This is a genomic window from Allobosea sp. FBZP-16, assembly GCF_002831785.1.
GTDB lineage: Bacteria > Pseudomonadota > Alphaproteobacteria > Rhizobiales > Beijerinckiaceae > Allobosea > Allobosea lupini.
This window is the reverse complement of sequence record NZ_LNCQ01000057.1, coordinates 1-1098: the sequence shown is the minus strand read 5'-3', so window position 1 is coordinate 1098 and position 1098 is coordinate 1. Positions and strand designations below refer to the sequence as shown.

General features: G+C 72.0%; 1 protein-coding gene. It reads left to right on the top strand.

Features of this window, described 5'->3' with window-relative positions:
- On the top strand, window positions 1-1098 hold a 1098-nt coding region (locus CXY91_RS28380), incomplete at both ends, for a pseudouridine synthase (protein ID WP_248307670.1).

Below are 1098 nucleotides of genomic sequence, written 5' to 3'. Positions count from 1 at the left end.
GAGGAGCACCGGCCGCCGCGCGAGCGCAGCAGCGACGGTCCGCGCACTGCCCGGCCGCCGCGTCGCGAGGAACGTGGCGAGGGCCGCAGCTTCGGCAGCGGCAAGCGCTTCGACACCCCGCGCGGCAGCAACCCGACGCGCACGCGCCCCGACCGGGCGCATCGCAACGCCGCCGAGATCGCCGAGGCCGTATCGGTTCCGGCTGCGCCGCAGGAGCCGGAGCGCATCGCCAAGGTGATGGCTCGCGCCGGTGTCGCCTCGCGCCGCGACAGCGAGGCGCTGATCGCGGAAGGCCGCGTCAGCGTCAACGGCAGGGTGATCGAGAGCCCGGCGCTCGATGTCGGCCCGAACGATGTCGTGCTGGTCGATGGCGAGCCCTTGCCGGCGCGTGAGCGCACGCGGCTCTGGTTCTACCACAAGCCGCGCGGCTTGGTGACGACCAACCATGACCCTGAGGGGCGCCCGACCGTGTTCGACGCGCTGCCGGAGGACCTGCCACGCGTGCTCTCGGTCGGCCGGCTCGACATCAACACGGAAGGCCTGCTGCTGCTGACCAATGACGGCGGGCTGGCGCGCATGCTGGAACTACCCGAGACCGGCTGGCTGCGGCGCTATCGCGTGCGCGCCTTCGGCCAGGTCAACCAGGCCCAGCTCGACACATTGAAAGGCGGCGTCACCATCGACGGCGTCCAGTACGGCCCGGTCATCGCGCAGTTCGAGCGCGAGCAGGGCTCGAACACCTGGCTGACCGTCGACCTGCGCGAGGGCAAGAACCGCGAGGTCAAGACGGTGCTGGAGCATCTCGGCCTGCAGGTGAACCGGCTGATCCGGGTCTCCTTCGGCCCGTTCCAGCTCGGCGACCTGCCGGAGGGCGAGGCCGAGGAGGTCCGCTCCAAAGTGCTCAAGGACCAGCTCGGCACCGAATTGATGGCCAAGGCCGACGTCGATTTCGACTCGCCGCGGCGCGACGAGCACCGAGCGGACGAGAGACCTGCCCGCGGCCGGCCAGCGCCTGCCGGCGACGACCGGCCACGCCGCCGTCCGCGCGAGGAGCAGGCGGAGGAGGCCCGCCCGCTGCGTGGCGACAAGCCGTGGACC